At 50.9% G+C, this 25,899-nt stretch carries 30 protein-coding genes, 1 tRNA gene and 1 pseudogene; 11 read left to right on the forward strand and 21 right to left on the reverse strand.

The genetic code is table 11. From position 1 onward, the window contains the following. Positions 1 to 34 precede the first annotated feature (34 nt). The 4 genes from JKP81_RS03225 to JKP81_RS03240 all read left to right on the forward strand — a co-directional run bounded on the left by JKP81_RS03225 (position 35) and on the right by JKP81_RS03240 (position 2,032). Positions 35 to 124 (forward strand) — tRNA-Ser (locus JKP81_RS03225). A gap of 399 nt (positions 125 to 523) precedes the next feature. Then, a complete protein-coding gene (gene drpB, locus JKP81_RS03230) occupies positions 524 to 790 on the forward strand; it encodes a cell division protein DrpB (protein WP_200550577.1) in 267 nt (88 codons plus the stop codon). A gap of 36 nt (positions 791 to 826) precedes the next feature. Next, on the forward strand, positions 827 to 1,525 hold the full coding sequence (locus JKP81_RS03235) for a phosphohydrolase (RefSeq protein ID WP_200550578.1): 699 nt from the start codon (positions 827 to 829) through the stop codon (positions 1,523 to 1,525). Between the two features lie 12 nt (positions 1,526 to 1,537). Then, entirely contained in the window at positions 1,538 to 2,032 is a 495-nt protein-coding gene (locus JKP81_RS03240) for a very short patch repair endonuclease (RefSeq protein ID WP_200550579.1), read from the forward strand. On the opposite strand, the gene yedA is transcribed toward JKP81_RS03240, so the two are convergent. After that, positions 2,007 to 2,918, reverse strand: a complete 912-nt coding sequence (yedA, locus tag JKP81_RS03245) for a drug/metabolite exporter YedA (RefSeq protein ID WP_200550580.1) — start codon at positions 2,916 to 2,918, stop codon at positions 2,007 to 2,009. The two genes, JKP81_RS03240 and yedA, sit on opposite strands and share 26 nt — an antisense overlap. 176 nt (positions 2,919 to 3,094) lie before the next feature. Between yedA and JKP81_RS03250 the strand changes: the two genes are divergently transcribed. The 3 genes from JKP81_RS03250 to dgcQ all read left to right on the forward strand — a co-directional run bounded on the left by JKP81_RS03250 (position 3,095) and on the right by dgcQ (position 6,059). Next, positions 3,095 to 4,006: a DUF808 domain-containing protein gene (locus tag JKP81_RS03250; RefSeq protein ID WP_200550581.1), complete on the forward strand. Its 912-nt coding sequence runs from the start codon at positions 3,095 to 3,097 to the stop codon at positions 4,004 to 4,006. A 79-nt stretch (positions 4,007 to 4,085) separates the two neighbouring features. Further along, on the forward strand, positions 4,086 to 4,268 hold the full coding sequence (locus tag JKP81_RS03255) for a YodC family protein (protein ID WP_017458386.1): 183 nt from the start codon (positions 4,086 to 4,088) through the stop codon (positions 4,266 to 4,268). A 93-nt stretch (positions 4,269 to 4,361) separates the two neighbouring features. After that, the gene (gene dgcQ / locus JKP81_RS03260) at positions 4,362 to 6,059 is read left to right on the forward strand and encodes a cellulose biosynthesis regulator diguanylate cyclase DgcQ (RefSeq protein WP_200550582.1); all 1,698 of its coding nucleotides are present in this window, start codon (positions 4,362 to 4,364) and stop codon (positions 6,057 to 6,059) included. Here dgcQ and JKP81_RS03265 read toward each other — a convergent pair. Further along, on the reverse strand, positions 6,023 to 6,853 hold the full coding sequence (locus tag JKP81_RS03265) for a mannosyl-3-phosphoglycerate phosphatase-related protein (RefSeq protein WP_200550583.1): 831 nt from the start codon (positions 6,851 to 6,853) through the stop codon (positions 6,023 to 6,025). The genes dgcQ and JKP81_RS03265 overlap by 37 nt on opposite strands. A 222-nt stretch (positions 6,854 to 7,075) precedes the next feature. After that, positions 7,076 to 7,306, reverse strand: a complete 231-nt coding sequence (gene yodD / locus JKP81_RS03270; RefSeq protein ID WP_017458383.1) for a YodD family peroxide/acid resistance protein — start codon at positions 7,304 to 7,306, stop codon at positions 7,076 to 7,078. A 127-nt stretch (positions 7,307 to 7,433) separates the two neighbouring features. On the opposite strand from yodD, the gene dsrB reads away from it, so the two are divergent. Beyond that, positions 7,434 to 7,622, forward strand: coding sequence for a protein DsrB (dsrB, locus tag JKP81_RS03275; protein ID WP_017458382.1), 189 nt, complete (start codon positions 7,434 to 7,436; stop codon positions 7,620 to 7,622). 41 nt (positions 7,623 to 7,663) lie between these two features. Here dsrB and rcsA read toward each other — a convergent pair whose 3' ends face one another. From rcsA to fliF, 14 genes are all read right to left on the reverse strand, one after another. Then, the gene (gene rcsA / locus JKP81_RS03280; protein ID WP_017458381.1) at positions 7,664 to 8,287 is read right to left on the reverse strand and encodes a transcriptional regulator RcsA; all 624 of its coding nucleotides are present in this window, start codon (positions 8,285 to 8,287) and stop codon (positions 7,664 to 7,666) included. A gap of 276 nt (positions 8,288 to 8,563) precedes the next feature. Next, the gene (gene fliR, locus JKP81_RS03285; RefSeq protein WP_200550584.1) at positions 8,564 to 9,361 is read right to left on the reverse strand and encodes a flagellar biosynthetic protein FliR; all 798 of its coding nucleotides are present in this window, start codon (positions 9,359 to 9,361) and stop codon (positions 8,564 to 8,566) included. 8 nt (positions 9,362 to 9,369) lie between these two features. Next, positions 9,370 to 9,639, reverse strand: a complete 270-nt coding sequence (gene fliQ, locus JKP81_RS03290; protein WP_017458379.1) for a flagellar biosynthesis protein FliQ — start codon at positions 9,637 to 9,639, stop codon at positions 9,370 to 9,372. Between the two features lie 9 nt (positions 9,640 to 9,648). Continuing rightward, positions 9,649 to 10,386 (reverse strand): flagellar type III secretion system pore protein FliP, encoded by a 738-nt coding sequence (gene fliP, locus JKP81_RS03295; RefSeq protein WP_017458378.1) that lies wholly within the window; start codon positions 10,384 to 10,386, stop codon positions 9,649 to 9,651. Continuing rightward, on the reverse strand, positions 10,386 to 10,760 hold the full coding sequence (gene fliO / locus JKP81_RS03300; RefSeq protein ID WP_017458377.1) for a flagellar biosynthetic protein FliO: 375 nt from the start codon (positions 10,758 to 10,760) through the stop codon (positions 10,386 to 10,388). Before fliO ends, fliP begins: the two co-directional genes overlap by 1 nt. Before the next feature lie 7 nt (positions 10,761 to 10,767). Beyond that, complete coding sequence (gene fliN, locus JKP81_RS03305; protein ID WP_020454200.1) at positions 10,768 to 11,184, reverse strand: flagellar motor switch protein FliN; 417 nt, start codon at positions 11,182 to 11,184, stop codon at positions 10,768 to 10,770. Beyond that, on the reverse strand, positions 11,181 to 12,185 hold the full coding sequence (gene fliM / locus JKP81_RS03310) for a flagellar motor switch protein FliM (protein ID WP_017458375.1): 1,005 nt from the start codon (positions 12,183 to 12,185) through the stop codon (positions 11,181 to 11,183). Before fliM ends, fliN begins: the two co-directional genes overlap by 4 nt. A 4-nt stretch (positions 12,186 to 12,189) precedes the next feature. After that, complete coding sequence (gene fliL, locus JKP81_RS03315; protein ID WP_017458374.1) at positions 12,190 to 12,657, reverse strand: flagellar basal body-associated protein FliL; 468 nt, start codon at positions 12,655 to 12,657, stop codon at positions 12,190 to 12,192. 103 nt (positions 12,658 to 12,760) lie between these two features. Further along, complete coding sequence (fliK, locus tag JKP81_RS03320) at positions 12,761 to 14,035, reverse strand: flagellar hook length control protein FliK (protein WP_200550585.1); 1,275 nt, start codon at positions 14,033 to 14,035, stop codon at positions 12,761 to 12,763. Beyond that, on the reverse strand, positions 14,032 to 14,475 hold the full coding sequence (gene fliJ / locus JKP81_RS03325; protein WP_017458372.1) for a flagellar export protein FliJ: 444 nt from the start codon (positions 14,473 to 14,475) through the stop codon (positions 14,032 to 14,034). The genes fliK and fliJ overlap by 4 nt, the downstream gene beginning before the upstream one ends. A gap of 19 nt (positions 14,476 to 14,494) precedes the next feature. Beyond that, complete coding sequence (gene fliI, locus JKP81_RS03330; RefSeq protein WP_200550586.1) at positions 14,495 to 15,865, reverse strand: flagellar protein export ATPase FliI; 1,371 nt, start codon at positions 15,863 to 15,865, stop codon at positions 14,495 to 14,497. Further along, positions 15,865 to 16,581 carry a flagellar assembly protein FliH gene (fliH, locus tag JKP81_RS03335; RefSeq protein ID WP_017458370.1) on the reverse strand — a complete coding sequence of 239 codons (717 nt, stop codon included), beginning with the start codon at positions 16,579 to 16,581 and terminating at the stop codon, positions 15,865 to 15,867. Before fliH ends, fliI begins: the two co-directional genes overlap by 1 nt. Then, positions 16,574 to 17,572 (reverse strand): flagellar motor switch protein FliG, encoded by a 999-nt coding sequence (fliG, locus tag JKP81_RS03340; RefSeq protein WP_017458369.1) that lies wholly within the window; start codon positions 17,570 to 17,572, stop codon positions 16,574 to 16,576. The genes fliH and fliG overlap by 8 nt, the downstream gene beginning before the upstream one ends. Further along, complete coding sequence (gene fliF / locus JKP81_RS03345) at positions 17,562 to 19,274, reverse strand: flagellar basal-body MS-ring/collar protein FliF (RefSeq protein WP_200550587.1); 1,713 nt, start codon at positions 19,272 to 19,274, stop codon at positions 17,562 to 17,564. The genes fliG and fliF overlap by 11 nt, the downstream gene beginning before the upstream one ends. 225 nt (positions 19,275 to 19,499) lie before the next feature. Between fliF and fliE the strand changes: the two genes are divergently transcribed. Further along, the gene (gene fliE / locus JKP81_RS03350) at positions 19,500 to 19,811 is read left to right on the forward strand and encodes a flagellar hook-basal body complex protein FliE (RefSeq protein WP_017458367.1); all 312 of its coding nucleotides are present in this window, start codon (positions 19,500 to 19,502) and stop codon (positions 19,809 to 19,811) included. A gap of 29 nt (positions 19,812 to 19,840) precedes the next feature. On the opposite strand, the pseudogene JKP81_RS03355 reads toward fliE, so the two are convergent. The 3 genes and pseudogenes from JKP81_RS03355 to JKP81_RS23745 form a co-directional block, all read right to left on the reverse strand. Then, positions 19,841 to 20,337: pseudogene (locus tag JKP81_RS03355) on the reverse strand (tyrosine-type recombinase/integrase); the annotation flags it as partial. Between the two features lie 671 nt (positions 20,338 to 21,008). After that, positions 21,009 to 22,067, reverse strand: a complete 1,059-nt coding sequence (locus tag JKP81_RS03360; RefSeq protein ID WP_200550588.1) for an acyltransferase — start codon at positions 22,065 to 22,067, stop codon at positions 21,009 to 21,011. Between the two features lie 348 nt (positions 22,068 to 22,415). Next, positions 22,416 to 22,679, reverse strand: a complete 264-nt coding sequence (locus JKP81_RS23745) for a hypothetical protein (RefSeq protein ID WP_200550589.1) — start codon at positions 22,677 to 22,679, stop codon at positions 22,416 to 22,418. A 668-nt stretch (positions 22,680 to 23,347) separates the two neighbouring features. Between JKP81_RS23745 and JKP81_RS03370 the strand changes: the two genes are divergently transcribed. Beyond that, positions 23,348 to 23,740, forward strand: coding sequence for a VOC family protein (locus JKP81_RS03370; RefSeq protein ID WP_200550590.1), 393 nt, complete (start codon positions 23,348 to 23,350; stop codon positions 23,738 to 23,740). A gap of 185 nt (positions 23,741 to 23,925) precedes the next feature. Continuing rightward, positions 23,926 to 24,822, forward strand: a complete 897-nt coding sequence (locus JKP81_RS03375; protein ID WP_200550591.1) for a diguanylate cyclase — start codon at positions 23,926 to 23,928, stop codon at positions 24,820 to 24,822. A gap of 150 nt (positions 24,823 to 24,972) precedes the next feature. Here JKP81_RS03375 and JKP81_RS03380 read toward each other — a convergent pair whose 3' ends face one another. Next, on the reverse strand, positions 24,973 to 25,815 hold the full coding sequence (locus JKP81_RS03380; protein WP_200550592.1) for a WcbI family polysaccharide biosynthesis putative acetyltransferase: 843 nt from the start codon (positions 25,813 to 25,815) through the stop codon (positions 24,973 to 24,975). Between the last annotated feature and the right edge of the window lie 84 nt (positions 25,816 to 25,899).

The raw sequence follows: 25,899 nt of genomic DNA on the forward strand, positions 1-25,899 counted from the left end.
CCAAATTACCTGGCATCATGGCAACCATCTGAACGGAGAGATGCCGGAGCGGCTGAACGGGACGGTCTCGAAAACCGTAGTTGGGGCAACTCAACCGGGGGTTCAAATCCCCCTCTCTCCGCCATTATTCAAACAGTTACGCGCTTCGCTTTCAACGACTCCCGTCACAGTTGTTTTTCCACTCTTGCATTTGCACATTTTATAACCTTTTCTTAACATAATTGATAGAAATGAATGCCGCTTTTATCATTAATTTTTGGAGCGTCTCCGCGCAGTCTGAAAATGTCACTCTAAGTGCACTAATTACACTTTTTCTTATTAATTTTTATCCCGTTACGTCTGTTTGTCATTTCCACATGGCACACTCATTCGCGGTCTGCGGCCGTTGCGGGTGAGGGGATTCATCAGTCTCGCTGATATATCTTTAAAATTCATCAACTGAAGATATGATGAGAGAGTTGTCACATTTGTGTCGGGACAATTTCATTTCTTTCATCCCTTAACCCATGCGGAAAAAATCATTATGGACGATAAAGCGGTGCGTAGCCTCGGTGGCAAACTGGCACTCTGGGTGTTCTGGATTTTCTGCGTCTATTTTGTCTGGTCTGTGCTTAACGATATCTGGCCAGTCAGCCAGACGAATTTGCCAGCCGGGTTTAATACTGGCACGGTGGGAACCGCTACCGGGAACTGGCTGAACTCGTTTTTTGGCGTGCTGGTTTTAGCCGTCGTGGGTGCGATACTGGGTGCAATTGCCTGGTACACACGTCCGCAGGATCCGGATGCCTGAAACAGCAGGTAAGGGCTTTCATTAACGGGAACAAGAATGAATGTAATCGACTGGCAGCACCGTTTTGACCAATGGATTTCTCAACATTTTAACCACGGCGACGCCGCGCATGACGTCTCACACTTTCGCCGGGTCTGGAAAACAGCACAAACGCTAATGCAAGGCCAACAGGTTGATGCGCTGGTGGTGCTCACCGCCTGTTATTTCCATGACATCGTGAGCTTTGCCAAAAATCATCCGCAGCGTCACCAGTCTTCAGTCCTGGCGGCAGAAAAAACAGCGGCTATTCTCGAAAGCGAGTTTCCTGATTTCCCGCAAAATGCCGTGGCTGGCGTGCGGCATGCCATTGAAGCGCACAGCTTCAGCGCCGGCATTGCGCCGCAAACGCTGGAGGCGAAAATTGTTCAGGATGCCGATCGGCTGGAATCGCTTGGAGCGATTGGTCTGGCGCGCGTCTTTGCCGTTTCCGGCTCGATGGGCGCAGCCTTATTCGATGGCGAAGATCCATTTGCCGCCGAACGTGAACTGGATGATAAAGCCTTCGCCCTCGATCATTTCCGTTGCAAATTGCTGAAACTACCCGCCACCATGCAGACTGAACAAGGGCGTAAACTCGCCGAACACAACGCGGATTTTTTGGTGCACTTTATGGCGAAACTCAGCGCCGAATTGCAAGGTGATCACCAGCGCGTTGATGAAGAGGTGTTGCGCCGCTTTGGTTTTCATCTGGCCTGACGGAGACGCGCGATGGCGGATGTGCATGATAAAGCGACGCGCAGTAAAAATATGCGCGCCATCGGCACAAAGGATACGGCGATTGAAAAGCGGCTTGCCGCGTGTCTTGCTTCACTGGAGCTCGATTTTCGTGTCCAGGATGCCGCCTTGCCGGGGCGGCCTGATTTTGTGCTCGACGATTATCGCTGCGTTATCTTTACCCACGGTTGTTTCTGGCATCACCACACCTGTTATCTTTTTAAAGTGCCTGCCACGCGCAGGGATTTCTGGCTGGAGAAGATAGGCAAAAACGTTGAACGTGATGCGCGCGATACGGCATTGTTGCTGGAGCAGGGCTGGCGAGTGCTGGTGGTCTGGGAGTGTGCGCTGCGGGGGCGGTTAAAACTCGGCGATGCAGCGCTATGTGAACGGCTGGAAGAGTGGATCTGCGAAGGGCAACAGACTGCGCAGATCGACACTCAGGGGATTCATGCGATGGCGGTTACTTCTCTGCCTCGCAAGGCGTAACTACCGGGCGCGCCGGAAGGAGATATTTACCCAACGTCACCAGCACCACCGCCATAATAATGATGCCCAACGCCAGCCATTCCACAGACGAGAGATGTTCCCCGGCAAAAGTTGTGCCGAGCAGCACGGCGACAACCGGATTGACATAGGCATAGCTGGTGGCAACGGCAGGCGAGACGTTGCGGATCAGGTACATATAGGCGTTGATAGCGATAATGGAGCCAAATAGCGCCAGATAACCGACGGCGAAGAAACCGGAAAGTGGCGGTACTGCGCTCAGGCGCTCGCCGCTTAATACCGAAGCGGCTAACAACACAATGCCTGCGGCCAGCATTTCGATTGCGCCCGCCATCATGCCGCTCGGCAGTTCAATGCGCGAGCCGTATACCGAGCCAAATGCCCAACTTAGCGAACCGGCCAGAATCAACACGGCACCCCACGGATTACCGCTTAAGTTCCCGCCACTATTAAGCAAAACAATGCCCGCCAGGCCAATGGCAATGCCAAACCACTCAAGTTTTCGCGTCTTAATGCCGAAAAAATGACTGAAACACAAGGTAAATAGCGGAACGGTTGCCACAACAACAGCGGCAATTCCCGATGGCACATTTTGGTGTTCGGCGACGGTCACAAACCCATTGCCCACTGCCAGCAGCAGTACGCCAATCAGCGCGGCATTAAGCATCGGGCGAAGTGGCGGCAACTTATGGCCGGTCAGCAATAAGACGCTGGTCAGAATGACGCCCGCAGATAAAAAGCGTGTACCGGCCAGCATAAACGGCGGCCAGCTTTCAACGCCAATGCGAATAACAAAGTACGTGGAACCCCAAATAATATAGAGCGCGAAAAGCGCGCCAATAAGCGGTAAAACTTGCCTGAAACGCATAACCCACCACGGCAAAAGATAAGAGGCTTATAGTAAACGTTAAAACTATCGGCCTGGCGAGTGGTTAATTGCTTAAGAAGTGTTAAATTTTTGTTGACTATAAGAGGTGATTTTCGTCCCGGACTTTTTCCATCATACTGAGAAGCTTTACATCATAAATTCAAAAGGAAGACATTTTGGCAGGAAGTAGTTTATTAACATTACTCGATGATATTGCGACGTTGCTGGATGATATTTCAGTGATGGGTAAACTGGCGGCAAAAAAGACGGCCGGTGTACTGGGCGACGATCTTTCGCTTAACGCGCAGCAGGTCACCGGTGTGCGCGCCAACCGCGAATTGCCGGTGGTGTGGAGCGTCGCGCGTGGATCATTGCTGAATAAGGTGATTCTCGTGCCGCTGGCGTTACTGATTAGCGCCTTTATCCCGTGGGCCATTACACCGTTGTTGATGCTTGGCGGCGCGTTTTTATGCTTTGAAGGTGTGGAGAAAGTGCTGCACACGTTTGAAGCGCGTAAACATAAAGAGAGCCCGGAGGCGCGCCAGCAGCGTCTGGAGGCGCTGGCAGCGCAAGATCCGCAGCAGTTCGAGAAAGATAAAATCAAAGGCGCGGTGCGCACCGATTTTATTCTCTCTGCCGAGATTGTCGCCATCACGCTTGGCATCGTTGCCGAGGCGCCTTTGCTAAACCAGGTGCTGATCCTGTCGGGCATCGCGGTGCTAGTTACCATTGGTGTTTATGGGCTGGTGGGCATCATTGTTAAGCTCGATGATATGGGCTACTGGCTGGTAGAGAAACCGGGCGTGCTGGCGCAGGGGCTGGGCAAAGGGTTGTTATTCACCGCGCCCTGGCTCATGAAGATCCTGTCTGTTGTCGGTACGCTGGCAATGTTTCTTGTTGGTGGCGGGATTGTGGTTCACGGCATTGCGCCGTTACATCATGCTATCGAGCAATTCGCCGCCAGCCAGCCTGCACTGCTGCAAGCGCTGGTACCGATGGTGGCCAACCTGGTGCTGGGCTTTGTGATTGGTGCGGTGGTGGTCGCGGTGATGAAAGGTGTGGAACGTTTACGTGGCGGTGAAAAATAAAATCTCGCGACAAGAACTACGCAAATTTAAGCAACTTCGTCTAAGGTGAAAAAGTTTCGCCCTGATACCGGAGGCAAGAATGGTCTTTTTGGTCAGCGATGAAGTGCAGAGTAAAAAGGGTGGTCCGCTCATGATTGTTACCGGTTATGCCAGCGGTATGGTTGAGTGCCGCTGGTATGACGGCTACGGCGTCAAACGGGAAGCCTTTCGTGAAGATGAGCTAATGCCTGGCAACAGGCGGCGGATCCACGAAGAAGCGTAACCACAAAAACGCCCGGCATTGCTGGGCGTTTTTATTGCCGGATTACACGCGAGCGGGGCGAAAGAGCATTCACAGAAATCTCAGGGAGCCCGTGTGCGGCAGAACCGTGTCGTAAAACAGCCCAGGTCGTTTAAACAACTGCAGCGCTATTTTGTTCCGGCTCAGGTGGTAAACCTTTGCTTTGTGATCGTGATGGTGTGTTCAACGCTCCTGACGTGGCGCGAAGTCATTGTGCTGCAGGGGGCTTATGTCGCCAGCCAGCGTAGCGCGCTGGGAAACGTCAGTAATGCTCTGGATATGCAGATTCAGGTCGGCGTAGACCGGTTACTTTTTTTCCGAAATGGTATGCAGGCCGCACTGCAAAAGCCGTTGGGATTTGAGGCATTAAATTCCGTGCAGGGCGAGTTTGATCGTAAACGCGCCTTACCGTACTGGCAGATTGGTCTGGATAATAGCCGGACGCTGCCTATTTACGGCGTTTCTGATTCTTTAGTTGAACAGAGTGGGCTGCTGCGTCGCGACGAGGAACGTTTACACGACGAACTCATGGCGGCGATGGAGCTTGGGTATCTGTTTCGCCTCTCCTCTGAGGCCGCCATGTTGCCGCGTCAGGCTTATTATTTCTCACGCGCCGGTTTTTTCCTCTCCACACGCGCTGTGGATCGCGAGCAGGACATTATTTCTACCTACTACCGCTTATTAACGCGCCCATGGTTTAGCGGCCAACAGCAACAGGAAAATCGTGCGCGTGGCGTTCGCTGGTTCACGCTTTTAACCAACCCGGAACATAACAGTTTTGTCGCTGCCAGTGTGCCGCTCGATTACCAGCATTACTGGTACGGCGTGCTGGTAATGAGCTTTCCGCTGAGTGCAATTAAGCCGTTACTGATTGATGAACAACTCCAGCAAGATGGTGGGGAATATCAGCTTTACGATAATCATTTCCGCCTGCTTATCAGTACGCAATCACTACAGGATGCCAGTGGCGAGTTTAATCAGGATGAGATCGCTAAGCTACAAGCCGACATGGCGCACGATACCGTCGGTGGCCTGCATCTGGGTACCCGTTATGTGAGCTGGCAAAAGCTTAAACATTTTGGTGGCGTCCTGCTGCGTGTTCACTCTTTGCGTGAAGGCCTTTCCGGGGATTTCGGGCGTATCAGCATTGCGCTCTCGCTGCTGTGGGTGCTGTTTACCGGCATGCTGCTCTTTTCCTGGGTGGTGATCCGCAGAATGGTGACCAACTTGTATAGCATGCAACATACACTGCAATGGCAGGCGTGGTTTGACCCGCTGACGCGTCTTTATAATCGGGGATCGTTCTTTGAGCAGGCGAAAGTGTTATCTGAAGAGGCGCGGGTACAGGGGCGACCCTTCGCGATCATTCAGCTTGATATTGACCATTTTAAGGGCGTCAACGACCAGTTCGGTCATCAGGCCGGTGATTTGGTGTTATCCCACGCCGCCGGGCTTATCAGCAGTTCCATCAGAGAGCAGGATGTCGCCGGTCGCGTCGGCGGCGAAGAGTTCTGTATTTTATTGCCGGACAGCACGCTTGAGCAGGCGGTACAGGTTGCCGAACACATCCGTTCGCGCATTGAAAGTAAAGAGATCCTGATCCACAAGCGTACGACGTTGCGCATTACTGTCTCACTCGGCGTCAGCGCTGCGCAGGAAAGCGGCAATTACGATTTTGAATACCTGCAATCCATTGCCGATAGCCGCTTATACCTGGCAAAAAACAGCGGTCGCAATCAAGTCTGTTCAGTAGATGTGATCCCAAACAGGTGATCGAGGCCTTCGCGCCAGCCCGCCGCTCCCTCTTGTTGCGTATGATATACCCGTGGCGGGCTATCCTGGCGCAGCGTTACGCCCTGGCGATTAAGACCTTTTACCACCACGGCGTACTCAACGTTATCGAGTAGCGGCGCATCGTTTGGTCCATCACCCAGCCCGACCGTGACGGCGCGTTTACCCAGGTAATGGCGATATTGCCGCGTCAGCCAGTTTACGGCCTGATCTTTTCCGCCGCGCTCATCGAGTACATGCCAGAATCGTGCCCCCTGAACAACACGCAAGCCCAGTTGCGCCAGCGCAATATCAAAGGCGTTCATGCGCTCATCGCTGTCGCGCCAGATCAGCGTTTCAGAGGCTTCCTGCAACTTAGCGAGGTTAGCCTGCGCAGGCGTAAGACCCGTTAACTCTGCCAGCACATGTTCATCCAGCTCTGTAAAAGTGGTGAATTTCCAGCCATTGCTCAGACGTAATTGGGTCAGCACGCGGGCGATTTCGGCATGGGGGGAACCGGTAATAATCCGTGGGTAGTCGTCGTGATCTTGCCAATGCTCATCTAACTGAATCACCGCACCGTTTTCGGCGATGAAGGGCAGGCCCTGCAGTTGCAGCATGTTTTGCACAGCTACCATTTCTGCCGCCGTTTTGCTGCTACAGAGGATCACGGGTATTTGCCGCTGGCGCAGGCGCGCAAGCCACTGGGCAGCAGGTTGCCATTCACCCGTGTGGCTATCCAGCAGTGTTCCTTCTATGTCTGTAAAGATCAGTAATGGGTCGTCCAGGCTCGGCATAGTGAGCTCCTTTGGCAGTATGAGTCGGGAGACTTTTGTCGCGCATTGTATGCAGTAGAATACAGTTGTATGTGCTAATTCATTGATTTATAGATATTTCTTGTCTTAAGTCTGTTTTATCTATAGAGTTGTCCCCACATCAGATTCCCTGGTGTACGAATTTTAAGTGCTTCTTGCGAGAGCAAGTTTGTCCCGGCCGTTTCGGCGGCCGGGATGTTTTCTTCAGCGATTCGCCTCCGTAATACTGAAGTCATGCACGTCCAGTTCAAATGCTTCCGCCAGTTCCCGCCAGGTATGATATTCCCGGCCATCAACGCTCACGCGCTGGCCATCTTCGTCATCGACGCGATGCACTTCACTTTCGCTGATTTCGTTAATCGCAGCCAGCAGGGCATCGACATCTATATGCACGTCCCGCTTTGCGGTCTCGCTATACTCTTTGACTGTTTTCACGCCGTCACCTCCTTCATAAATGCAGTGTTAAGTATAGTCGGTAGAAAAAATCGCCAGCTAAACGCAGGCACGCTGTCAGGGCAACGGTTTTGTTCTACACTGGCGTAAATGCGAGAGGAGGGTACTTATGAAGGTTAACGATCGGGTTACGGTCAAAACGGACGGGGGTCCACGCCGTCCGGGGGTGGTATTGGCTGTCGAAGCGTTTAATGAAGGTACGATGTACCTGGTCTCACTGGAAGATTACCCGCTCGGGATTTGGTTTTTTAATGAAAAAGACCACCCGGACGGCGTATTTGTAGAACGTGCAGATTAATATTTCGCCCTCCGCCTGGAGGGTGAATAGAAAAAATTTCTTCAACGCATATTAACAAATATACCAGTGGTAACATTATCTGTTAGCCGCACTACATGATATATAACCTGCTTATTATGCGTTTTAATTTTTCTTTTAATATTACCCTTATGTGATGATACCGTTTTCGCTTTAATATTCATCTGGTCGGAAATTTGAATCGTATCCTGCCCGGACATCCACATTTTCAACATGCTTGACTCGGTACGACTCAGTGAAAGTGTTGGTAAGTTAATGGTCCCAACGCTTTTTTTCTCTTTGTTGAGACAATCTCCCAGAATATTATCCAGCGACTCAGGCTTGATTGATTTAGAACTAATCAATAAGTTTTTGCGAACCAAAAGATATTCGTCAAAGTGGATATTGGCGATAGCCATAAACACAATAAAAAGTGTACGGGGATGCTGATTAATGACTTGCTTAATGTGTTGACTGCTGCTTGGGTCATGAATAAAGCAGTCCTCATTAATAAACACCACGGTTGGCTGGAGTGTGGCGCAAGCTGATTCGAGTTCATCAACAGTCTGGATGTCGTTGATATCTCGTTTTTTAACCCCCCGGCTTGTCAGATACCCTGTTAATCCCAACCGGGTATAACTGCATAAATCCATAATAATCGTTGACATGGCATACCCTCACTCAATGCGTAACGATAATTCACCACCCGCCAGAAGCTTCAGAAGCCATACAGGAAAAACTTATATTACTGAAGTACGACGCGAAACTTCAGGCGAACCCACTATCCCGTAAAGTTAGGTATAATTTGCCAGGAATCATCTTAAAGTAAAGTAAATGTTGCGTTCTGTGAGAAGGCTAAAAACAAATAAGCCGCGCCAGATATATGGTGGGGGATGTTTTGCAAATTTAACTTTAGGAATATCCTCAGAAAGGCATTACAAAAATCAGGGATTACTATTCTGTGGAAGTTCGCTAACAATATCAGCTAACAGGTTGAAAATCTCACTGAATAATCGCTCACAATAAGGGGCGATTAACGACATCATTGCCGCCATCAGTAAAATCCCAACGCTTAACGTAACGGGAAAACCAATCACGAACACCGACAATTGTGGTGCCATGCGGTTCAGTAAACCCAGGGAAAGGTTAATGGTCAGCAGTAAAGTAATAACCGGTAACGCCAGCATCAACCCATTGAGGAAGATCATGCCCGCTGCACGCGTGAGCGCCAGGTACGCATTGCTGTTTACCGGGTTACCGCCAATCGGCAGGGTGTGGAAGGTATCGACCAGCATCGAGATTAACCACAAATGCCCGTTAAACGTGAGGAACAGCAGCAGCGCCAGCATATCGAGGATGCGCGCCAGCACCGGCATGTTTAAGTGGCTGGTGGGGTCGACAAAGGTGGCGAAAGAGAGGCCCATTTGCAAGCCAATCAGCTCACCGGCGGTACGAATAGTCGCAAAGGCGAACTGCATCGTAAAACCGAGCGCGACGCCAATCAGGATCTGCTGCAGCGCCAGCCAAAGTGCCGCTGGCGCAAATACTGGTACATCCGGCGTTGGCGGCAAGGTGGGGGCGATCACGATAGTAATCACAATACCCAGCCCCACTTTTATCCGACGCGGAATACGTGATTCGCTGAGGATCGGTGCGGTCATAATTAACGCCATCACGCGCAGCAGTGGCCAGAAATACATACTGATCCAATGTAGCCACTGATCGCTGGTGACGTTCAACATAAGTCGGCTTACCCGATGATATAAGGAATGTTGTTGAACAGGGTGCGCATGTAATCAAGCAGTAAATTCAGCATCCACGGCCCGGCAACCACAATCGTGACAAACACGGCGATGATTTTCGGGATAAAGGAGAGCGTCATTTCGTTGATCTGCGTCGCCGCCTGCAAAATACTGATAACCAGGCCTGTGACCAGCGCAACCAGCAGCAGTGGGGCAGCGAGCGCGAGTGCGACTTTCATCGCCTCGGTGCCCATCATCATGACCGATTCTGGTGTCATGGCTTACTCCTAACTGTAAAAGCTCTGGGCGAGCGAGCTGACCAGTAACTGCCAGCCATCTACCAGCACGAACAGCATGAGTTTGAACGGCAGGGCAATGGTTGCGGGCGGTACCATCATCATCCCGAGCGCCATCAGGACGCTGGCGATCACCAGATCGATAATCAGGAACGGAATAAAGATCGTAAAACCAATCTGGAATGCGGTTTTCAGCTCGCTGGTGACATAAGCGGGTAGCAGAATACGCATTGATACGGCTTCCGGCCCCTGAATCGGCGGGCTATTAGAGAGACGGGCAAACAGCGCCAAATCGGCTTCGCGCGTCTGACGGAGCATAAATTCACGCAGCGGTTGTGCGCCGCGTTCCAGCGCCACATCGACAGAGATTTTATTCTCGCTAAACGGCTGATAGGCGTCGGTATAAATCTTATCGATCACCGGCGACATAATAAAAAAGGTCAAAAACAGCGCCAGCCCAAGCAGCACCTGGTTCGGCGGCGCAGACGGTGTTCCCAGCGCGTTTCGCAGCAGGCCGAAGACAATGATGATGCGGGTAAAGCTGGTCATCATCAGCAAAATGGCGGGCAGGAAGGTGAGCGAGGTAATAAATACCAGCGTCTGCACCGGCAGCGACCAGCTCTGGCCACCACCGGCTATCGGCTGGCTAATCAAACCCGGAAGTTGTGCAAATGCCGCAGGGGCAACCAGCCATAATCCGGCCAGCGCAAAAGAGAACAAACGGCGCATCAGGATCTCCCGGAACGCTTAAGCAAATTCTTCATCACGGTCTGGAAATCCACATTTTTCACGTTCACGTCTTCACTTTCTGCGGGTGCGGGAGGAAGTTTGTGCAACAGATTGATGTTGGTGGGCGTAACGCCCAGCACCAGGCGTGCATCTTCAACATCCACGATCACCACGCGTTCGCGCGGGCCAACCGTGGTGCTGGCGGTCACTTTTAAACCCCGGCCACTGGCGGTTTTGCCGCCGAGGCCAAGGCGTTTGGCGAGCCACGCGATAATCAGAATTAACGCGATCATGCCAAACAGTGCGCCACTGACCTGCAACAGTGGCGAACCGGAAAGGGCAGACGGTTGGGAAACCGTGGCCTGTGTTTTCATTCTCGACTCAGCGGCTCAAACGACGCATACGCTCGGAAGGGGTGATGATATCGGTGATACGTACGCCGTATTTATCCGCAACGACCACCACTTCACCCTGAGCAATCAGATAACCGTTGATCAGGATATCCAGCGGTTCGCCCGCCAGCCCGTCAAGTGCCACCACGGAACCCTGCGTCAAACGCAGCAGCTCTTTAATTGTCATACGCGTACGACCCAGTTCCACGGTCAATTTGACCGGGATATCCATAATCAGGTCGATATCCTGGAGAGTGCCGCCAACATCACCACCGCCGAGTTGCTGGAACACGGCATCGGCCGCGCTTTTCGTCGCGGGAGTGGTTTTTTGTTCGTTCAACGCGTCAGCCCACAGATCGTCCAGTGCTCCGCTGTTCTCATCGGACGGATTGTTCATATCACTCATTTGGGCTGTTCCTCATTCAGCGAATTCAAAATCGGGTTTATCAAGTGCTCTACACGTAACGCATATTGTCCGTTGACCGTACCATACTGGCTCGTTAGCACTGGTACGCCGTCCACATGAGCGATAATGCGATCGGGTTTATCAATCGGCAGCACATCGCCGGGTTGGAGCTTAAGTATCTGCGACAGGCGCAGGGGAATATCCGCGAAATTGGCAATCAAATTCAGTTCAGAGTGCTGAACCTGACGCACCAGGTTGTCACGCCAGTTCTGGTCTTCATTACGGGAGTTTTCCAGCGGCGGGTTAACCAGCGTTTCGCGCAGCGGTTCGATCATGCTAAACGGCAGACAGATATTGAACTCACCCGTCAGGTTGCCGATTTCAACATGGAACGGCGTGTTCACAACAATGTCGTTTGGCGATGTTGTGATGTTGGTAAATTTCACCTGCATCTCTGAACGCACATATTCCACGTCCAGCGGGTGAATCGCCTTCCACGCGTCACTGTAGGCTTCAAGCGCCAGCTTCAGCATGCGGTTGATGACGCGCTGTTCAGTGTGCGTAAATTCACGGCCTTCCACTTTCGTTGGAAAACGCCCGTCGCCACCGAACAAGTTATCCACGGCGATAAACACCAGGCTTGGCGAGAAAACAAACAGGCCGGTGCCGCGCAGTGGTTTCAGGTGGATCAAGTTAAGGTTGGTCGGAACGGGTAAGTTACGCGCAAACTCATGATAGGGCTGAATGCGGATCGCGCCGACGGTGATATCCGGGCTACGACGCAGCAAGTTAAACAACCCCATACGGAACTGACGCGCAAAACGCTCGTTGATGATCTCCAGCGCTTGCAGACGCTCACGCACCACGCGGCGCTGGGTATTGGGGTCATAGGGGCGAATATCGCTATCGCCACCCATACCCGGTTGCGGATCATCACTCTTATCGCTGTCTCCGTTGAGCAGCGCATCGATTTCGGCCTGAGAAAGAATGCTATCGCCCATGTCTTTACCGCAAAATGAAAGCTGTATAAAGAACGTCAGTGACTTCCTGCTTCGGCTGTCCTGGCACTAACGGCGTTGCGATCGTCTCTTTAATCGCGGTAGCAAGGTTCTGCTTGCCTTCGTTGGTTGCAAGCTGTGCTGCGTCCTGACGTGAGAACAACATCAACAAGCGGCTGCGTACTTCCGGCAGATATTCGCTAAGTCTGGCGCGCGTAGCGTCATCTTTCAGACGCAGTGTGATACCGACATACAACACACGGTCAGCATCGCCCAGATTCACAGTGAAGGTGTCGAGAGCGAAGAAAACCGGCGCAGGCGGAGGAGGCGCTTCCACTTTTGCGTTAGCCGCAGGTTTCTGTTGCATACGCCAGTAACTATAGCCAGCGGTGGCGCAAGCTGCGAGTGTGATTAACACCAGCAGCGGGATCCAGATAGAGCGCTTACGTTTTTTGTTAATAGCGGAGTCAGTCATCTGTTACGGGCTTCCTGTTAATACTGCTTATGAGCTGATTATCCCGTGTCCTGCTCCCGTCAAAGGGTGGAAAAGACGGGGATAATCATGCTACCTCTGGCGTTTAGGCAAAGATGTCGACTGCGCCGTTGCCACGAGCCGCAGATTGCAGGCTCGCCGGGGCGACTAACGCGTCGCCATCATCGGTGCCAAACAGATCGCCTGCGCCCGAACGGGAAGCCTGTTGTTGCTGTTGAGAGGCCTGCTGTTGCTGCTGCTGACCGGCAAAAGACTCACTGCTGATATTGCTCTGACCCAGTTGAATGCCGTTTTCTGCAAGCGACGTACGCAGCATCGGCAGCGCCGCTTCCAGTGCCTGGCGAACATGGCTGTGCGCTGACACCATCTGCAACTGCGCCTGGTTATCTTCGAGCTTAATAGAAATCTGAACCTGACCCAGATCTTCCGGATGCAGACGCAGCTCCGCGCTCTGCTGGCCCTGGCGGGTAAAGAGCGTGACATGCTGGCTGATATTTTGCTGCCACTCATGGCTGCCCAGCGGGGCGCTGATCACCGGTGCGGCAACGGGCGTGCTGGCCTGCGCGGCGCTGGCGGTGGTAGTCACCGGCGCGATGCTGGCAGTGGTATTAGTGGTTTGCAGCGCATTGTCATTATCTTTCTTCACCGCCGCAGAAGAGGAGGCGAGCACCGCCGTCTGCTGGGCATCATCCGCTACATGGAACGGCGTGGTACCGGCAGCGGTGTCATTTTTCGCACTGCCGCGCGGTAAATCGGTATCTGCCGTAAGCGAACTGGTATTCAGTGCGCGGTTCGCTGCTTTAGCGACATCAACGCCGCCGGTTGCACTGGCAGGTTGTGCGCTGGCGTTGTTTAACTGCGCGGCTTGTTGATGCGGCAGCATCGCCATCAGCGCGCTTAAACCTGCCAGCTCTTCATCACTTAAATCGGTTTTGTTTTCGCTATCACCCGCTTTGGCCGTTTTGCTTAACGCGGCCAGCACATCGGTTTTCGCCGCAGGCGTCAGGCCAGAAAACAGTTTTTGCACGTCAGCGTCGCTTGCTGCTGATGCAGTCAGATCGCTTTTCGCACTCTGACGCGCCAGCAGCTCTGCCAGTTTTTGCGCCGGGGTTTGTGCCTGCGTCTCTTCGCCGGTAGCTGCGGTTGCCGCCAGGTTGCCTTTCGCCAGCTTGCCGCTCAGGGCCGCTGCTTGTAGATCGACGAGCGTAATCGGCGCATCGCTCTCCTGTCCCTGGCCGCCGGTCATTGCACCCGTCAGCAGAGCGAGGAAATCTTGTGCAGAATCGCCGCCGCTTTTGCCGGCTTGCACACCGGTGGTGGCATCGGACTCTGTCATTAACAGTTTTGACAAGTTGATCATTCTATTTTCCTCAGGGACGCGCGCTGTGCAAATTCATCCATTTTTTTCTGATCGAGACGGTTTTCCGCCAGTAACGCCGCGGCGCTTTGTCGGTCCTGCAAGGTTTGCCAGGCTTGTAAACGTTGTTTCTTTTCACGCCAGCTACCCAGGGCACTATCGACTTTTTCATTCCACTGCGCTAACTGCTGACGGTGCTGCTCAATCGCTTTTTCCAGCGTCTGAATAAATTGCTGATAATTCTGCCAGCGTTGGTTATCGATCCCCTGGCTCATGTTGTTATTCAGACTGCTGCGATACTCATGCTGATATTCAATCAGCATCTTTAATTGCTCTTCCGCTTGCTGGCAGCCGCGGCGCATCTCACCCAGTTTCAGGGCGGCGTCGTCAACTTCTTTTTCTGCCAAATCCTTTAGCGTCGTTAATGCGCTGTTTTGCGTCATAAGTCAGCTCTCCACTACCTTAGACTGTCGGGAAGATCAGCTCTAATGCCTGTATTGAATCTTCCCACCCGGCACGTTCAAAAATGCCTTGCTGCAGGAAGGCTTCCAGGTGTGGCCACAATGCAATGGCTTTATCCAGCATTGGGTCGCTACCGCGCGCATATGCGCCAACGCTTACCAGATCGCGGTTACGTTGGAAGCTCGACAGCAACTGTTTAAAGTTCCGGACTCTGGCGTAATGTTGTTCCGTAATTAACGCTGTCATCGCACGGCTGATAGAGGCTTCAATGTCAATGGCCGGGTAGTGACCGGCTTCCGCCAGACGGCGGGACAAGACAATGTGCCCATCAAGAATGGCTCGTGCGGAGTCAGCGATCGGATCTTGCTGGTCATCCCCTTCGGTCAGAACGGTATAAAACGCGGTGATCGAACCGCCGCCGTGAATACCGTTCCCCGCGCGTTCCACCAGCGCCGGTAATTTGGCGAAGACAGAAGGGGGATAACCTTTCGTCGCTGGCGGTTCGCCAATTGCCAGCGCGATTTCACGCTGCGCCATGGCATAACGCGTCAGGGAGTCCATGATCAGAAGCACATGCTGACCGCGGTCGCGGAAATCTTCAGCAATGCGCGTCGCGTACGCAGCGCCCTGCATACGCAATAAAGGAGAAACGTCTGCCGGGGCGGCAATCACCACCGAACGTGCGCGGCCTTCTGCGCCAAGGATGTTCTCGATAAAATCTTTTACTTCGCGGCCACGTTCACCAATCAGCCCGACGACGATAACGTCGGCCTGGGTATAACGGGCCATCATGCCTAACAACACGCTTTTACCGACGCCGGAACCGGCGAACAGGCCCATACGCTGACCACGACCGACGGTCAGCAGCGCGTTAATGGCGCGTACGCCGGTATCGAGCACATGCTCAATCGCCGTACGTTGTAAAGGGTTAAACGGCTGCGTGACCAGCGCCCCGGTTTCACCGGTTTCTGGTGCGGGCAGACCATCGAGCGGCTTGCCGCCGCCATCCAGCACGCGGCCAAGCAGGGCAGGGCCGAGCGGCAGTTGTTTTCCGCTTTGCAAACCATCACCTAACACGCTACGGGCATACACGCGCGCGCCAGGCAAAATACCTTCGACTTCTTCCAGCGGCATCAAAAACAGGCGCTGGCCGTTGAAGCCAACCACTTCGCATTCGACTTCGCGTGTTTCGACACCGTCCTGACGCTCAATAATGCAGGTCGCGCCCAGCGGCAGTTGCAGGCCGGTGGCTTCCAGCACCAGCCCTGTCGCACGGGTCAGTCGACCATAACGGCGCACAGAGGGCAGTTGCGCCATCTTGACTTCAAAGTTGTCCAGCGTCGTTAGCCAGCGGGTCAAACGTGCGGTCATTAAACTACTCCCGGCGCCGCCAGACGGCACAGTTCCTGCCAGCGTGTTGCTACGCTGGCGTCGAGATCGCCTTCATCGGCGGACACTTTGCACCCGCCCGGATGGAGGGTCGGGTCGCCACGCAAACGCCAGCCGTGGAGACTGAGAGTTGCGCCAAGCATCTCTTCCACGCGCTGCAAATCGTCCGGATGCACGCGCAATTGCGGTTTCCCGCTGAACAGCGGTTCCTGCTGAATTAAATGCTGGATCTGCTTAATCAGTGCGCTGTTATCAACAACCGGCACCTGGCCTAACACCTGACGCGCGGCTTCCAGCGCCATCTGCATCAGACGCGAGGCGATAACGCTGTCCAGCGCATCCAGCGTGTACTGGAATTCGCTGACCAGCTGCTGCATACGCGCATGGATTGGCGCCTGTTGCTGGCGCGCCTGGTTCAGGCCATCTTCGCGCCCCTGCGCCAGACCTTCCTGGTAGCCGACGTCGTGTCCCGCTTTGCGGCCTTCCGCCAGACCGGCGTTATACCCGGCGTCGTGCGCCTGCATCTGGATCTGCGCCAGCTGCTGTTGCAGCTTTTGCTCCTCTGATATCTCGTCTTCTTCGCCGTCCGCTTCATCCGCTGACGAAGACTCTTTCGTCAGCAGGGGAGCGAACTCGGCGGCCAGCGGGAGAGCCAGATCGTCCGGCTTCCAGACTTTCCACGGCAATTCATTAGACATAGGTATCCTCGCCGCTACCAATTACCATCTCGCCGGTCTCCGCCAGACGGCGAACGATGAGCAGGATGGCTTTCTGTTCGTTTTCCACCTGAGACAGACGCACCGGCCCACGGTTGGCCAGGTCGTCGCGCAGGATATCTGCCGCACGCTGTGACATGTTGCGCAGGAACTTCTCGCGCAACGGCGGCTCGGCGCCTTTGAGGGCAACCAGCAGGGATTCGGAATCCACTTCCTGCAGCAGGCGCTGGATGCTGCGGTCGTCCACATCCACCAGGTTTTCGAACAGGAACATCTCGTCGATAATTTTTTGCGCCAGCTCGCCGTCGAACTCGCGAACGGCGGTAATAACGGCTTCTTCCTGCTGCGTTTTCATCAGGTTGATGATTTCCGCCGCGGTTCTCACGCCGCCCATTTTGCTGCGTTTGAGGTTCTGGCCGTCGAGCAGGTTGTTCAGCACTTCGGTCAGCTCCGCCAGTGCGGCAGGCTGTACGCCGCCGAAGGTGGCGATACGCAGCATCACATCGTGACGCATACGCTCATCAAACAGCGCAAGGATATCCGCCGCCTGAGAACGTTTGAGGTGCACAAGGATAGTGGCGATGATCTGCGGGTGTTCGTCGCGGATAAGGTCGGCGGCGCTCTGCGGCTCCATAAAGTTGAGCGTTTCGATGCCGCTGGTGGTATCGCGCGTTTCGAGAATATCTTCCAGCAGGCTGGAGGCACGCTCTTCGCCGAGGGCTTTGACCAGCACCGAACGCAGGTAGTCGTTGGCGTTGATGTTCAGCGCCGCGAATTGTTCCGCTTCGTTCTCGAACTCCTGCAACACGTCCATCAGCTGTTTGTTTGAGATCTGACGTACGCTGGCCATCGCGGTACTCAAGTGCTGGACTTCGCGGGCGGAGAGGTGTTTGAACACCTCAGCCGCGCGATCTTCGCCAATGGTCATCAGCAGGATGACGCTTTTGTCCGTTCCGGAAAGATTATTGCTCATGTTCGTTACTCATCCACTGGCGAATGACCAGCGCCACGACGCGCGGATCGTTATCTGACATTTCGCGAATACGCTGGCTCATCACCTCGGCGCTCAGGCGCTGGTTAGAGCGACGCTGCTGGTTCTGTTCGTCTTTGCTGAGGCGAACTTCCACCGATTCTTCGATTTCCGCTCTGGCCTGTTGCGCTTCCTGCAGGGCTTTCGCCTCTTCCTGGCGGCGTACCAGCTGCGGACGAACCGCTTTACGCCACAGCAGCCACGCCACGATGAGCACCAGCAACCAGCGACCTGCGGACATCAGCTGTTCGATAAACGACTGCTGTTGCCAGAACGGGAGCTGACCACCGAGATCGTCCGTTGCGTTGAACGGCGAGTTGACGACGTTCAGGGTGTCACCGCGTTTTTCGGTGTAACCCATCGCTTCGCGAGTCAAATCTTCAATCTGTTTAATCTGGTCGGCTGTCAGCGCGGCGGTTTTGCCACCCGGCAGCGAACGATAGTTGACCACCACCGCCACAGAGAGGCGCTCGATATCGCCGACATTCATTTTGGTGTGGCGAATCGTACGGTCGACTTCGTAGTTATTCGTTTCGTTATGCGTGGTGTTACGCGGCCCGGTAGTGGTGCTTGCCGTGCTCGTACCTTGCTGACCCTGCGCATTTTGATTCTGCTGACCGTTCTGCTGACCGTTCTGCTGATTGGCCGCAGGCGTGGTGATCGGTGCAGCATTCGCCGGGGCAGGCTGGTTCGACAGCGCACCCGGAACGCCGCCAGGATACTGGCCGCCAATCTGCTCGCTGCTGTTTACCTGACGTGAACGCAGCACGGCCTGCGACGGATCGCCGCCGTTTGGCGTGTATTGCTCTTCGGTCTGCTCTTTATTCGCAAAGTCTAGTTTCGCCGTTACCTGCGCGTGAACGTTGCCGTTACCCACGATAGGCCCAAGGATCGCTTCGATACGACGCTGGATACGACCTTCAACGTCGGCGGTGTATTTCAGTTGTGCATCATTCAGATCACGACCGGCAACGCCGGATTGGGTCAACAGACGACCGCTCTGATCGACAACGGTCACGTTACCCGGCGGCAAACCTGCCACCGCGCTGGAAACGAGGTGTACCACGGCGCTGATCTGGCCGTCATCCAGAGCGCGTCCCGGTTGTAAATTCACCGTTACGGACGCAGAAGGGGCTTTCTGCTCACGCACGAACAGCGACGGTTTTGGCATCGCGAGGTGAACGCGTGCGCCTTTTACCGGGCCGAGTGCTTCGATGGTGCGCGCCAGTTCACCTTCCAGCGCACGCTGGTAGTTCACTTGTTCGCTGAACTGGCTGATACCGAATTTTTCCTGATCCAGCAATTCAAAGCCCACAGCACCGCCTTTCGGCAGACCCTGCTGAGCCAGTTTCAGGCGCAACTCCTGGACTTTATCGGCGGGAACTTCAATAGCACCGCTACCGTCAGCAAAGCGGTAGGGGACGTTCATCTGCGTCAATTGGGTGACGATAGCGCCGCCGTCCTGATCGGACAGGTTGCTATAAAGCGTGCGATAGTCCGGGCTTTTCGCCCACAGTACCATCGCAACAACAATGGCAACCGCTGCTGCAGCGGCCACCATGAGAGGAATTTTGGGGTTCGCGCGTAAGCGGTTAAGCCACTCAAGAGATTTATTCTGCGGTGCAGTTGTTGCAGTCGCACTCATTGCGCACCTCGTAACTCTGGGTGGATGTTGTTATTTGAGTTGAGAAACAAAACAGACTCCCGGGTCGGCAAACTCGACAAATGTCCATTAACTGGCAGTGTCATTATTTGATGAATCCGAATTTTCTATGCCTCAAATAACCTGGTTTTTTGTCGCTATTTACCGCCATTATCCCATTGACAAGCTGTTAACCTTGTCAGGTATCAAACCATCCGGGGATTTACCATGGCTATACAGGGCATTGAAAGCGTCGTCAGTCAGTTGCAGGCAACTGCCGGAATTGCGCGTAATCAGAGCGTGGAAAGTGAACCGTCTATCAGCTTCGCCGGGCAACTGCATGCTGCGCTGGATCGCATTAGCGATACGCAAAACGCAGCGCGTACTCAGGCGGAAAAATTTACACTCGGTGAGCCGGGCGTAGCGCTGAACGACGTGATGACCGATTTGCAGAAATCATCGATTTCGTTGCAAATGGGCATTCAGGTACGTAACAAACTGGTTTCTGCATACCAGGATATCATGAACATGCAGGTGTAGTGTTCATAACTCGATGATTTATCAGATTGTTACAAGTCTGAGTCTATCGTATGGGGCATAGGTGGGGCAAATCCGGTAATTTCTGGTTGAGGATGACAATCTGATCCTGATTGTTGTCCGTCATAAGTGACCCGTATACCCGGTACACCATCTGGGCATCTGCATGCCCCATTTTTTTCGCGATAAAATTAGAATTTGCACCTGCAATGAGCAATCAACATACGTATGTGTGTCTGGCCTGATAGGCTTCACGATACTGGATCCCAGCTCTGCGCATAGCGGTTTCCCACATCTGGTTGATTGATCCCACTGCGTAATGATGCTCCGCCTGGCTGTTATGCAATGTGATCTGCGGGTTAAACACAAAAGGTCAGGGATGAACAGTTGTCCTTCCATATTCCCTGAGCTTCACTTCAATCTGATATTACTTACCGAGCCGGGTCATTCCGGCCTGGTTTTGCAGTACATCTATTGCTGGCTGAATCAGGTTTATTACCCTGTCTGTTCCCGCTTCCGTTTTGGGTAACTCATGTGGCTCCCTATTGTTGCCAGCAGTGCAGTCAGAACGTTCAATTTCAATTGAACAACTAACTGCAATCAGCACATCAGCATTATTATTGAGTTTTACATCCTTAAGCATCTCTGGAATCGTTCCACCAGGCGCTAAATCTTGTAGTGGTGAGTTTTATCTTTCTACAACCTTATCAGAGCAAACTGTATCAGGTGGCATGAGTGGCTCATCAAATACGTTGTCTTGGGAACAAGAACATTTCTGCCATTAAAAGCTTCGGTACTCAATATACGGACTTAAGTATATTCACTCAGCAACCTATTTTACTGGTCTGCAAGCATAACAGGCGGTACACCAACAGCAACTATAACTATTACCGAGTACATGGTACAAGAATGGTTAATGTTCAGCATTCTGATCCAAAAAAAACAAAAATTATATTTTTTCATGCGTCCTGGATGAGGTGAAATAACCTAATCAGGAAGTAGAGGATTAGGATGGTGATTTATATAAGGAATATGTTGCGGGTATAAACTCCGTTTCTCCTTATTCTGCCGATTTTCTTCCTTCATAATAATAAATTGCCCGATTTTTATGGTCGGGCAGTTATATAGAAAGTGAACATGGAAAACATGTTTTCCGCCTCTTGTCTAAGATCAGCGATACTTATCGCCGAACTGCGCATTTCAAACCTTGTTAATTATCTTCCTTGCTATTTTAATAGAAGGTTTTTCCACAAAGGTAAAAAGAAGATAGGATGCAGCAATATTAATAAAAAGAGCAAAAAAAACCTGACTAAAACCAGTTATTCCATGTGACTTGCCAAAATTTGTTATAAATGAAAATGTAAATAATTGGAATAAATAAAATGAATAAGATATATCGCCAAGTTTTTTAAGAGATCCATATCTGTTTAAACCGAAGTTTTTCTCATATATCACAGCGCATGCAACTATCACAAATGCAACTACCCCCCATTTTCTTGGGCCATGAAGAAATTGGAAGCCAAAATCCATTGGGTTGTGGTTTGGCATCATTATCCCAGACTGGATAATCAAACAGGAAAGTAAAACTAAGAAAATAAGCCCATACCTAAAAGATTCACCATTGAATTTTCTTGGGAAGTGTTTATAAAGTGCGTATGCTATCATTCCGAACACAAAGTCAACCAGCATTGGTGACGATGCAATAGATAACAACCATGTTAAATGAGGAATCGTCGGGACCAGTGACTTATAATTAACCAGAGTTACATGACCATTAAAAATAAACTGGATTATACAGACGGAAAGCAGGCAAAGCAGAGAGCAATACAGCCATCTTAATTTATTATTCTTTGACAAAAAAGTTATGGAAAATATTGAATAGAAAAAAATCTCGTAAGTAAGCGTCCATGCAGGACCATAGAAGTTATAACCAAAAAATGGAGGTTTGCTTTCATAATCTTTGTGAAGAGGTATGATTGCTCTTAATACAGTCTCTACGCTTTTAGAATTAAATTCAAGATCACTATATATGGCAAGCGCTATGATCAAGAGTATCATAACGGGGTATATTCTGAAAACGCGCTTAATAATAAAATGAAGAGCAGACGTTTCTTTTTCAGACGATAAGCAAATAACGAAGCCACTTATAACAAAAAACAGATCAACACCAAATGCAAGTTGACTAAAAAGCATGGTGCCTAAGTTCTGCTCAGCGTAATAACCATTAATAAACCAAACGCTGTGTGAAAAAAAATACAAATAATGCAGCTATCCCTCTGAGATATTGTATAGATAACATCATTTATTAAGTCCATCTTTTGAGAAAAATATTCCTTTGGATAATATCCATAGCAAATACTGATAGTCATATTTATACAGTTTTTTTTATTAAATGGTGATTAATAATCTGAATGTTGTCTTATTTTTAATGTTAAATATATCTTATTGTAAAATTAAACTGGACATGAGAAACCCACATATGAGTGTACGATGATTTGGTGTAATTTATTGATTTTATTAATTTTTTTATAAAAAATTTAATGAAGGTTTATTAATTTAAGACAAAAAACCTCTACATGTATCCTTCTTTTGTAGTTCGATTTTTGTTTATTTAAAAATTTTTATGTCAACTACGAGATTCACACTGCATTCGTTGTTGCTGTTCAGCCAATCCCAAAGGGCTATAAGTGCTTGTGAGCTGCCGATTTTCTGCGCGAGCTTCGCAAACGTAACTGGCATTTCAGCGAGAATGATGCAAACGACTGGATAGAGCGATATCAACGCGACTTCGTTGATAAGACACCTGAATTCGGCAAGAACCGGCTCTGGATGTTGAGAAACATGTGGAGGGGCTGCTACCAGGGCTTTCATCACAAGTTGCAGACCACGTTGAACCGGCAATGAGTGTCGATGCGCTTTGCAACATTGCTATCAATTGCAGAATTATCGATATGTACTGTGGCTGTGCCATTATCACCCGACATTAAAGCCAACAAGCGGTGAGACCGTACTTGCTTTTCGACGGACGCGCACAGTTCGCTAAATGGATGGGGAGCTGATAACTGAAGAAGGTGGGGTTTAAAGGCGGTAGGTTCGATGGCGTCACCATACATAGCGTACTGACTTACACCATAAACGGGGTTCATGATGGAGGCGAGATAGTTTAATGGGGCTGTATGGGGCAAAGCAGTATCATTGAAATTAGACGATCTAAGCAATGTGTAATTTTTACATTAAGCAAATAACCGTTAACTAATGTGCTCCTGGATGATGTGAAATATTTAATTAAAAAAACATGTATATCATGAACATGCAGGTGTAGTGAGCCTTGCTCACGCATAACCACGAATAACGGGAAGATAGCCACCATTCAGGCGGTTATTTTCTCTTTATTTGCGCTTCGCGCGCTTTCCTACCCAATTTTTTCGCACCCTCCCTACCACTTTGCGTGGGCACAGACGATCACATCAGTCATTGCCGTTGCGGATAAAGTCATGCCTACCGTTTTCCACTGACGATACCCGAAGGACAGATTGCGAATGTTTGCCCATATGAGAATCGCCCGCCCTGTAACCGACCTTGAACTGACCTGCCGCATGTATTGCGACGCGCTTGAACTGAGCAAAATTGCGGATTTTACCGATCACGATGGATTTAGCGGCGTGATGGTGGGGCATCACTCTGCGCCCTGGCACATTGAGTTCACCCTGTGTCATCACCATCCGGTGAAACCTGCCGCGACGGCAGAGGATTTGCTGGTGCTCTATTACCCGGATGCTGCTGAATGGGCTGCGCGCTGTGAAGCTATGCGCAAAGCCGGGTTTACGGAAGTCGTCTCGTTTAACCCCTACTGGGATATTTCAGGCAAGAGCTGGCAGGACAATGACGGCTATCGTGTGGTGTTGCAAAACAGAGTCTGGGTAACTGACTGAATGTGGTGAGTCTTATCATAAGCGTGCTTTAAAATGTCCAGGAATAAGTAAGCGGGTGAATCCCGCTTTCGTAAATATTCCTTGCGAAGAAATATCTGATTATTGCGCTCTCTTTATTATATTGACATAAATATACATTTTGTTTTTTACACTGTAGCGCCTGTAACGCAGCGGTGAGGAATATCATGTATCGGAGTACGGAACAAATTGATAATATTCTTTTTGATCTTAATAAGGCAGTTGACGCGCATTATGATTGGTTAATCAATATGTTCGCTTGTGTGGTCAATAATAATATCGATCAGTCGGAAAGCATTAACACACACGCGCACCACCTGTGCCATTTTGGTCGCTGGCTGGATGGGCGTCAACCCGCGAATCCGGAGGAATCCAGCTGCCTTCAGGCAATTGATGCGACACACACACAAATGCATAAATGTGGTCGTGAATTGATGGGGGTGATTAGGGATAAAAAAACAAACACGGATAAGTTTTCAGAATTTAAGCATCGGCTTGCTTTATTTTCCGCAGCGGTGACCGCCTATAAAACGTATTTATTAAAGATGCGTGGTGGTGTAGATATATTAACTGGATTGCCTGGCCGCAGGATGCTGGACGAAAGATTTGAACAGCAATTGAATGAAGTATCAAACCAGAATGTATATATGCTGCTGCTTGATATCGATCGTTTTAAAAATGTGAATGATACATACGGGCATCTGGTCGGTGATGGTGTATTACGTGAGCTGGCGCAACAACTGCGCGATCGGATCCGTGGGGGCGACACCGCTTACCGCTACGGCGGTGAGGAGTTCATCATTATTTTACATGCCCCTTCGGACAGAGAGGCGTGTCAGGCCGCGCTGCGCCTGTGTGAATCGGTTGCAGCGACAACCATTCTCTGTGACGATAAAGCGCTTAACATTACGGTGACCATCGGCGTGACGCAGGCATGGGCAGGCGAGTCTATTGGCGTCGTCGCAAAAAGAGCCGATGCGGCGATGTATCGGGGAAAACAGACCGGACGCAATCGCTGTATGTTTATGGATGAAGGCGGTGAGATTCACCTTATTACCGACTAATATTCCGTTATCTCAGGTTTGGTTTGATTTATATTGCACTTATTGCTGCCACAGAGAATTTTTCTGTTGTCACCGCCAGTTGATTTGATTTTTAATCATAATAAAAAAGCCCTTTAAGGGCTTTTTTATAGCAGGAAAACAGCCTGACAATTATAGGTTCTGGTAGCGGTCTTCCAAACCAATATAATAAGAGGAGTTGACCAGCGCTTGTTTGAGCGCATGCCGATTTTGGCTGTCAAAAAAGGCATAATTAATTTTACCGGCCAGCGCCAGGCCCGTCGGTCGCATCATATGATACGAGTTGTCGCCGGAGCCTATTTTCGGTGCAATATAATTTTTCAGCAGGTCATTGCCCTGCAGATCGAAACTCTCGTTAATACCCAGCGATTTGTGATAAATCACCTGTAATAACAAACTGAGATTATAGTTATCCGGGTGGCTTACCGTTGAATAGCAATCCGGGTTAGCGGAAAGGGTGCGGAAATACTCTTCAGAATAATCGAAGTAAAGCTTGCCTTGTTGAAATAGTGTACGGTATTTCAACGCATCTTCTTTAAGCATATTCGTTTGTTTTTCATTGGAAAAACGCACCGAATGGTACACTTCAATCACGTTTCGAACACTCACATTAGTGAGATAAAGATGCAGCATGCGGTAATCGACATAGACCATAAAATCAGGGATTTTATCTTTATAGTACCCGAGCTGCGGGGTTGAAATGCGGGATTCCATGGTCGGTAGCATGGTGATATCAAAGAATTGGCTTAGGGCCGCGGTTGAAAACGGTCCCCATTTTTCTGCATGATGCTGCATAAAAATGAAATCACACTGTTCTAATTCGTGATAGAAGTTAATGAAGTCATTATGTTCGTTAACTTTATAAATAGGCATATTGAAAATGCCGTCGAACTTTCCTTCATGCAGCCCACTGACGTTCATTATCAAATTTCCCAGAACTTCAAGTTGGCAATTACCAATTAATGCTAATTTCATTTTATTAACGCCCCCAGGCTAATGCATTCCATTGTAATTACAGCGCCTAATTTTATCGTTAGCCTGGGGGGTGAGTACAGGTAA

The organism is Kosakonia sp. LAM2021 (genome assembly GCF_016620385.1).
Lineage (GTDB): Bacteria > Pseudomonadota > Gammaproteobacteria > Enterobacterales > Enterobacteriaceae > Kosakonia > Kosakonia sacchari.

Coding starts and splice junctions, on each gene's coding strand:
- drpB (WP_200550577.1), top strand. CDS start 524: ATGGACGATAAAGCGGTGCGTAGCCTCGGTGGCAAACTGGCACTCTGG.
- JKP81_RS03380 (WP_200550592.1), bottom strand. CDS start 25,815: ATGAAATTAGCATTAATTGGTAATTGCCAACTTGAAGTTCTGGGAAAT.
- fliE (WP_017458367.1), top strand. CDS start 19,500: ATGGCTATACAGGGCATTGAAAGCGTCGTCAGTCAGTTGCAGGCAACT.
- rcsA (WP_017458381.1), bottom strand. CDS start 8,287: ATGTCAACGATTATTATGGATTTATGCAGTTATACCCGGTTGGGATTA.
- fliJ (WP_017458372.1), bottom strand. CDS start 14,475: ATGACGCAAAACAGCGCATTAACGACGCTAAAGGATTTGGCAGAAAAA.
- JKP81_RS03255 (WP_017458386.1), top strand. CDS start 4,086: ATGGTCTTTTTGGTCAGCGATGAAGTGCAGAGTAAAAAGGGTGGTCCG.
- fliO (WP_017458377.1), bottom strand. CDS start 10,760: ATGAAAACACAGGCCACGGTTTCCCAACCGTCTGCCCTTTCCGGTTCG.
- fliR (WP_200550584.1), bottom strand. CDS start 9,361: ATGTTGAACGTCACCAGCGATCAGTGGCTACATTGGATCAGTATGTAT.
- dsrB (WP_017458382.1), top strand. CDS start 7,434: ATGAAGGTTAACGATCGGGTTACGGTCAAAACGGACGGGGGTCCACGC.
- fliL (WP_017458374.1), bottom strand. CDS start 12,657: ATGACTGACTCCGCTATTAACAAAAAACGTAAGCGCTCTATCTGGATC.
- fliI (WP_200550586.1), bottom strand. CDS start 15,865: ATGACCGCACGTTTGACCCGCTGGCTAACGACGCTGGACAACTTTGAA.
- fliK (WP_200550585.1), bottom strand. CDS start 14,035: ATGATCAACTTGTCAAAACTGTTAATGACAGAGTCCGATGCCACCACC.
- fliM (WP_017458375.1), bottom strand. CDS start 12,185: ATGGGCGATAGCATTCTTTCTCAGGCCGAAATCGATGCGCTGCTCAAC.
- fliQ (WP_017458379.1), bottom strand. CDS start 9,639: ATGACACCAGAATCGGTCATGATGATGGGCACCGAGGCGATGAAAGTC.
- JKP81_RS23745 (WP_200550589.1), bottom strand. CDS start 22,679: ATGAAAGCCCTGGTAGCAGCCCCTCCACATGTTTCTCAACATCCAGAG.
- JKP81_RS03235 (WP_200550578.1), top strand. CDS start 827: ATGAATGTAATCGACTGGCAGCACCGTTTTGACCAATGGATTTCTCAA.
- JKP81_RS03240 (WP_200550579.1), top strand. CDS start 1,538: ATGGCGGATGTGCATGATAAAGCGACGCGCAGTAAAAATATGCGCGCC.
- JKP81_RS03265 (WP_200550583.1), bottom strand. CDS start 6,853: ATGCCGAGCCTGGACGACCCATTACTGATCTTTACAGACATAGAAGGA.
- fliF (WP_200550587.1), bottom strand. CDS start 19,274: ATGAGTGCGACTGCAACAACTGCACCGCAGAATAAATCTCTTGAGTGG.
- fliP (WP_017458378.1), bottom strand. CDS start 10,386: ATGCGCCGTTTGTTCTCTTTTGCGCTGGCCGGATTATGGCTGGTTGCC.
- fliH (WP_017458370.1), bottom strand. CDS start 16,581: ATGTCTAATGAATTGCCGTGGAAAGTCTGGAAGCCGGACGATCTGGCT.
- JKP81_RS03370 (WP_200550590.1), top strand. CDS start 23,348: ATGTTTGCCCATATGAGAATCGCCCGCCCTGTAACCGACCTTGAACTG.
- yedA (WP_200550580.1), bottom strand. CDS start 2,918: ATGCGTTTCAGGCAAGTTTTACCGCTTATTGGCGCGCTTTTCGCGCTC.
- fliN (WP_020454200.1), bottom strand. CDS start 11,184: ATGAGTGATATGAACAATCCGTCCGATGAGAACAGCGGAGCACTGGAC.
- fliG (WP_017458369.1), bottom strand. CDS start 17,572: ATGAGCAATAATCTTTCCGGAACGGACAAAAGCGTCATCCTGCTGATG.
- JKP81_RS03375 (WP_200550591.1), top strand. CDS start 23,926: ATGTATCGGAGTACGGAACAAATTGATAATATTCTTTTTGATCTTAAT.